Source organism: Pseudomonas sp. FSL R10-0056 (genome assembly GCF_009600105.1).
In the GTDB taxonomy this organism is placed as follows: Bacteria; Pseudomonadota; Gammaproteobacteria; order Pseudomonadales; family Pseudomonadaceae; genus Aquipseudomonas; species Aquipseudomonas bubulae.
Genome location: NZ_WIWL01000168.1, coordinates 60,219 through 66,847, shown reverse-complemented (window position 1 = coordinate 66,847; position 6,629 = coordinate 60,219). Strand labels below are relative to the sequence as shown.

Sequence of the window (6,629 nt, the reverse complement as noted above, 5' to 3'; positions counted from 1 at the left end):
GCTGGCCGCTGCGTAACGGGCAAATTCGCCGGGGCGGGTGAGCAGGGCGTGCAGCACCAGCAGGCCGCCATAGGAATGGCCCCACAAGGTTTGCTCCTGCAGGTTGATCGGTGCCTTGGCCGCCACCGCCGGGCGCATGCGCTCGCGCAACAGGTCCAGGAAGACATCCGCACCGCCACTGGGCAGCCCGCTCAGCGGGTCGGTTTGCACGGTCAGGCCAGGCCTATTCGGGGTGTAGTCGTAAGTGCGGGCAGTGCGCTCGATGCGCAGTGGTGTCTGGTAGCCGATGGCGACCAGTAATGGTGCCTTGCCACGGGCAAGATCCCGCAGCAGGTCGGCATCCAGTGCGCCGATGGCGGCATTGCCGTCGAGCATCCACAGCACCGGGAAACCGTTTTTCGGCGGCGCGGCATTGGGTCGACCGATCCATAGCTGATAATGGCGCTGGCCATCGGCGGAGTCGATCAGCAAGCGGCTGAAGCGGTAGTCCATATCTGTACGCTGCAGCAGGCGGGTGTCCATCAGTTGGTCAGGCGCGGGCCGGGCCTGGGCGGCTTGCCCGGGGAGGGCCAGGGCAAGCAGCAGCGTCAATGGCAGGGTCAGGTTTCTCATCAGGCGATCTCGTTATGCTTTAAAACGACGCGGTCAGGCTGGTGTAGAGCGTACGCCCCGGCTCGTTGTAAGTCGCCGCCCCGGCCCCGGCGATATTGGTCACACCTTGGGCGTTGCCCTCACGGAACAGGCGCTTGTCGAACAGGTTATCGATACCCGTGGTCAGGCTCAGGTTGGCGGTAATGGCGTAGGTACCGCTGATGCCGGCAATGGCATAAGGCGAAAGCTGGTTGTTGGCGGTGCCGGTGACGCGGTCGCCGTGGTAGTCGAATTTTTTCGGTGTCTGTTTGCCGTACCAGGCCACGCTCGCTTGCAGCGACAGGTCATCGGTTGCCTGCCAGTCCAGCATGGAGTTAAGGGTGTAGCGCGGGGTGACGGACAGGGCGTCACCGGTCTGCTTGTTTTTCGATTGCAGCATATAGGTGAAGTTGTTGGTCCAGGTCAGTTGCGGCGCCAGGGGCAGGGTAAGGGTGCCTTCAAGGCCTTCGACCAGTGCCTTGGGTACGTTTTCCCACTGGTAGATCGCGGCATTGGCATAGGTGCCTGTTCCGCCCACGGCATTGCCGATGGGGCTCATGCCGGATTCGATCTTGTTTTTGTAATCGTTGCGAAAGTAAGTCAGGCCCGCGACGACGCCGTTTTCCTTGTACTCGATGCCCAGTTCCTTGTTGACGCTGGTTTCGGCTTTCAGGTCGGCGTTGCCTTGCAGGTAGCAACTGGTGCTCTGGCCATAGCAACCCTGGCCGCGGCTGTAGAGCAGGTAATCGGGGTTGAGCTGGTACAGGTTAGGCGCTTTATAGGCGCGGGCGATGCCGGCCTTGAGGGTGACTGTTTCGGTCAGGGCATGGGACAGGTTAAGCGACGGGCTCCAGTTGTTGCCGACCACGCTGTGGTGGTCCAGACGCAGGCCGGGGGTGAGCATGGTGCCGGGTAGCAGCTCGATATTGTCGGCGGCAAACAACGAGAAAATCTGCGCCGAGGAGGTGGTGCTGCGATTGCTGCTGCTCAGGCCGCTGACCGAACCGCCTTCGCTGGTGGACTGGGTGTTGGCGCTGGGGTCGTCGAGCTTTTGCTGGGTCCATTCGCTGCCCAGGGTCAGTGTCTGGTCGAAACCTGCGTGCAGCGGCAGATTGACCTCGCCGTGGGCGGTCAGGTCGCGCAATACCGCAGTATAGAAATCACCACTGCTGAAAATGCCTTCGGTGCCGCCTGCCAGGCCTTCGTTGATCCGCGTATTGCGGGTTTTTTCGTATTGCAGGTAGGCCATGCTGTTACCAAAGTCCCATTCACCACGGTGGGTCAGGGCATAGGTTTCGCGGTAGGTACGGTTGGTCTCGTGGCCCAGCAGGCTTTTGACGTAGGCGTTGCTGTTGGTGTTTTGCGTATCGCCGGTATAGAGGTTGCCCTGACGGCTGTAACCAGCCTCGAAGTCGAGGGTCTGCTGCGGGGTCATGCGCCAGCTGAGCAGGCCGTTGACATCCTTGTTGCGCACGCCTTCGCGGCCAGCGGGCAGGGTGCCGGACTGGTTGCCGGTGCGCTCTGATTCATGGCCTGAGTTGATGTCCCAGTCATCCGGGTCGGTCTTGGCGATATTGCCGTATACGCGATAGCTCAGGTTGTCGGTGAGCGGGCCGTTGAGGCCGAAACTCACGCGCTTGCTGGCGCCTTCGTCCTTGTGGGTCGGGAAGTTGGAATAGACCGTGACGTCGCCGTGGGTTTCGGCCCCGGCCTGCTTGGTGATGATATTCACCACGCCGCCAGCCGCGCCGTTGCCGTAGAGGGCGGCGGCCGGACCGCGCAGCACTTCGATGCTCTCTACCTGATCGGCAGGTACCCAGTTGGTATCGCCACGGCTGTCACGCTCGCCGCGCCAGCCGTAGCGCACCGAATTGCGGCTGTTGACCGGTTTGCCGTCGACCAGGATCAGGGTGTTTTCCGGGCCCATGCCGCGGATGTCGATCTGACGGTTGTTGCCGCGCTGGCCGCTGGTGGAGTTGCCCGTGAGATTGACCCCGGGCATGGTGCGGATGATCTGCGACAGATCGTTGGACGGTGGGCGTTTCTTGATGTCCTCTGCGGTGATCACCGAGACCCCGGGTGCCTGTTTGGTTTCTTCCAGGGCGGTGGCAACCACGTTGGTGTTTTCCAGCTCCAGCGCGGCAGCGGCATGCACGGAGCTGGCCAGCAAGCAGCAGCCGGACAGAACGAAGGGAGCGATAGGGCGCAGCGCATGTTGCAACATCGGGTGATCTCCGGGACAGCCTGATACAGGAAGATCACGAATGATAATGACTGCTAATTGAGAGTAAAGCGCATTAACTTTCTAAACACTTCACTGTGGGAGCGGGCTTGCCCGCGATGGGATCGCCGCTGTTTGTCTGTTGAACCGAGTTGGCGGCATCGCGGGCAAGCCCACAGGGTTTTCTGTTTCAGTCAGGAGGACGCGCCACCGGCAACAGCACATGCATGTACAGCCCCGGCTGGCCATTGCTGGCCCACAACCGGCCCTGTTGCAGTTCAATGGCACGTTGGGCGATGGCCAGGCCCAGGCCGAAGCCTTCGCCTATCGAACCCTTCAGGCGCTGGTAAGGCACGAACAGGCTGGCCAGGTCCTGCGGATCGACGCCGGGGCCTTGGTCGCTCAGGCACAGGTGCCAGGCATCACCTTCACGCCAGCCGCTCAAAGTCACTTTGCCTGCAGGCGGTGAATAACGTATTGCATTGCGCAGCAGGTTTTCCAGGGCCTGGGCCAGGCTGTCGAGATGCACTTGCACGTAACAGTCTTCGCCCAGCAGACAGGGCAGTCGCTCGACCGGCCAACCGCTTTCAAAGCAGGCGTCTTCACACAGGGCTTCCCATACGGACAGTACCAGCACCGGCTCGCTTGCCAGTTGCGGGCGCTCGGTGTCCATCCAGGCGAGGTTGAGGGTGTCTTCCAGCAGGCGCTGCATATCGTCGATCTCGCGATCGAGTCGCTGGCGCATGTGCTCAGCCGGTAAATGGCTGTCGTGGGCGATGCGCAATCGTGCCAGGGGGGTACGCAGTTCATGGGACAGGGTGCGCAATAACAGGCGTTGCTGGTTGAGGCTCTGGCGCAGGCGGCTGGCCATGTGTTCGAAGGCCTGGGCCAGTTCCCCCAGTTCATCCCTGCGTTTGATCAGCGGCAGCGGTGCTTCACTGTCCAGGTCATCGGCACGCAAGGCGTCGGCGCGGTCACGCAAACGGTTGAGTGGCAGCACCAGGTGGCGGTAGATCAGCAGCCCGAGGAGCGCGGCCAGCAGCGTTGGCATCACGCCGTGACTGAGCACATGGGTCCAGGGTGTCAGGCCTCCGGGCAACAACCGCTCGGGAAGCTGGATCACCAGCTGGCCTTGTTGCGGCTGCCCGGGAAAGGGGATGCTGACATAGGGCAGCTCGTCCTGCAGACGTCGGCTCATGGGCCAGTTCAGTTGGCGCATAAAGGTCAACTGGCGATAGTTGTGGGCGGTGAGAGGGGTATTGCTCAGGCTTTGCAGGTTTGGCCCCAGTACCGTTACCCAGGTGTCCTCCCTCGCCATCAGCTCTTCGCTAAAACGTGCCAACCCGGCCGGGCCCTGGTTGTGCCAGATGCCTTCAGCCTGCTGTGCGTAGTCGGCCAGGTACTGCTGGTCGGAGGCCGAAAGAAAATAGGTGCGACGTTCGGCCGACACTCCCCAGATCCAGATGATCCAGGTCAGCAGCAGGCAGAAAGCGATTTGCAGCAGGGCCAGTTTCCATAGCAAGGGATGGCGGCGCATCAGGGGTTATCCATGCTGACCAGGATATAACCCTGGCCACGCACGGCCTGGATCTGCACATGCCGCACGCCAATGGCCGCCAGCTTGCGTCGCACATTGCACACATGTACATCCAGGCCGCGGTCCAGCCGGGTGTAGATGCGGTGAAGCACCTGCTGGTAGAGAAACGCCTTGCTCAAGGCCTCGCCGTCATGTTCGTGCAGGATGCTCAGCAGGCGGAATTCGGAGTGGGTCAGGCCTGCACTCTGGCCGTTGTGCACCACGTCCAGAGCCTCTTCATCAAAGCTCAGCCGCGGGTGGTGCGGCAGCCCCGGCGGGCGCTGGAACATGGCCATGCGCCGCAGCAGGGCATCGGTGCGGGCGTCCAGCTCGGCGAGGCTGAAGGGTTTGGGTAAATAGTCGTCGGCACCTCGGGTAAACCCGGTGATTCGGTCTTGCTCGTTGCCCAAGGCCGACATCAGCATCACCGGGACGTTTTGTTGCAGGCGCAGGGCTTCCAGCAGCGCCAGACCGTCCATGCCGGGCAGCATGATATCGAGCAGCACCAGGTCGAAACACTGCGACTGCAAAGCGCTCAGGCCCTGAATGCCGTCGATGCAGGATGTCACGGCAAAGCCGCGTTGCAGCAGATGTCGCTCCAGATCGTGGCGCAGCCTGAAGTCGTCTTCTACCAGAAGTAGCCGGGGGGATGTGTGCATAGGGGTTCTAATGAGAATATTTCACATTTGCGAATATCCCATCATTGGCCATGCTGCGCAAATGCTATCAAGGAAAGAGGGCAAGATTGCACAGCGGATCTGATCAACTACAGGTCGGATTCGCACAAAAAAGCCGTACCTGTATCTGTTCGAATGTTCCTCAACGACCCGCCTGCCGGCGGCTCCTGACGATCGATCAATGACAGGGACATATGCCATGCAAATGCCGAAAACCATCCAGATAAAGAACGGCGAAAAGGTCACTCCGACGTTCTCGGCCCAGGAGTACGCCAACCGCCAGGGAAAGCTGCGGGCCTATATGGCGCAGAACAATATCGATGCTGCTGTATTCACCTCGTACCACAACCTCAACTACTACAGCGATTTCCTGTATTGCTCATTTGGCCGCAACTACGCGCTGGTGGTGACCCAGGACAGCGCGGTGACCATCAGCGCCAATATTGACGGCGGGCAGCCGTGGCGCCGGACCATGGGCACCGACAACATCGTGTATACCGACTGGCAGCGCGACAACTACTTTGTGGCGATCCAGCAGGCGCTGCCCAAGGCGGGGCGCATCGGTATCGAGTTCGACCACATGAACCTGCTCAATCGCGACAAGCTCGCCAGCCGCTATCCCCAGGCCGAGCTGGTGGACATCGCCGCGCCGTGCATGCGTATGCGCATGATCAAGTCGGCGGAAGAACACGCCATCATTCGCCACGGCGCACGGATTGCCGATATTGGTGGCGCGGCCATCGTCGAGGCCTTGCGCGATCAGGTGCCGGAATATGAAGTGGCGCTGCATGCCACCCAGGCGATGGTGCGTGAAATTGCCCGTACCTTTCCCGATTCGGAGTTGATGGATACCTGGACCTGGTTCCAGTCGGGGATCAACACCGACGGCGCCCATAACCCGGTCACCAGCCGCAAGGTGAACAAGGGCGATATCCTCAGCCTCAACTGCTTCCCGATGATTGCCGGTTACTACACGGCGCTGGAACGCACCCTGTTTCTGGACCATTGCTCCGGCGAGCACCTGCGCCTGTGGGAGGTCAACGTCAAGGTACACGAGGCCGGCCTGAAGCTGATCAGGCCCGGCATGAAGTGTTCGGACATTGCTCTGCAGCTCAATGAAATTTTCATGGAACACGACCTGCTGCAATACCGCACCTTCGGGTATGGTCACTCCTTTGGCACCCTCAGTCATTACTATGGCCGCGAGGCCGGGCTGGAGTTGCGTGAAGATATCGACACGGTGCTGGAGCCGGGCATGGTGGTGTCGATCGAGCCAATGATCATGATCCCTGAAGGTCGTCCGGGAGCAGGCGGGTATCGCGAGCACGATATCCTGATCGTCAACGAACAGGGCGGGGAGAACATCACCCACTTCCCGTATGGCCCACAGCACAACATCATCAAAAAATAGTCATTGCGCTGCATTGTGGGAGCAGGCTCGCTCCCACTCCGAGCTCGATACCAACGTATGCGCACACAGATTGCGCAGCGTTTTCTGACCTGTTTACCCCTGCCAAAAAGAACA

At 60.8% G+C, this 6,629-nt stretch carries 5 protein-coding genes; 1 reads left to right on the top strand and 4 read right to left on the bottom strand.

The window, feature by feature from the left end; genetic code table 11:
* The 4 genes from GHO42_RS09380 to GHO42_RS09365 all read right to left on the bottom strand — a co-directional run.
* Positions 1-612 (bottom strand): alpha/beta hydrolase (locus GHO42_RS09380; RefSeq protein WP_153384147.1); only part of this gene is annotated, 612 nt, incomplete at its 3' end.
* Positions 613-631: 19 nt separating this feature from the next.
* Positions 632-2,854 (bottom strand): TonB-dependent siderophore receptor, encoded by a 2,223-nt coding sequence (locus GHO42_RS09375; protein ID WP_153326217.1) that lies wholly within the window; start codon positions 2,852-2,854, stop codon positions 632-634.
* Positions 2,855-3,041: 187 nt separating this feature from the next.
* The gene (locus GHO42_RS09370) at positions 3,042-4,388 is read right to left on the bottom strand and encodes a sensor histidine kinase (RefSeq protein WP_153326219.1); all 1,347 of its coding nucleotides are present in this window, start codon (positions 4,386-4,388) and stop codon (positions 3,042-3,044) included.
* Entirely contained in the window at positions 4,388-5,086 is a 699-nt protein-coding gene (locus tag GHO42_RS09365; protein WP_095023846.1) for a response regulator transcription factor, read from the bottom strand. Before GHO42_RS09365 ends, GHO42_RS09370 begins: the two co-directional genes overlap by 1 nt.
* A 217-nt stretch (positions 5,087-5,303) precedes the next feature.
* On the opposite strand from GHO42_RS09365, the gene GHO42_RS09360 reads away from it, so the two are divergent.
* Positions 5,304-6,515, top strand: a complete 1,212-nt coding sequence (locus GHO42_RS09360; RefSeq protein ID WP_153326221.1) for a M24 family metallopeptidase — start codon at positions 5,304-5,306, stop codon at positions 6,513-6,515.
* The last annotated feature ends 114 nt before the right edge of the window (positions 6,516-6,629 follow it).

What these genes read in the sequence shown, in the direction of transcription:
- GHO42_RS09375 (WP_153326217.1), bottom strand. Translation starts at nt 2,854, where the DNA reads ATGTTGCAACATGCGCTGCGCCCTATCGCTCCCTTCGTTCTGTCCGGC.
- GHO42_RS09360 (WP_153326221.1), top strand. Translation starts at nt 5,304, where the DNA reads ATGCAAATGCCGAAAACCATCCAGATAAAGAACGGCGAAAAGGTCACT.
- GHO42_RS09365 (WP_095023846.1), bottom strand. Translation starts at nt 5,086, where the DNA reads ATGCACACATCCCCCCGGCTACTTCTGGTAGAAGACGACTTCAGGCTG.
- GHO42_RS09370 (WP_153326219.1), bottom strand. Translation starts at nt 4,388, where the DNA reads ATGCGCCGCCATCCCTTGCTATGGAAACTGGCCCTGCTGCAAATCGCT.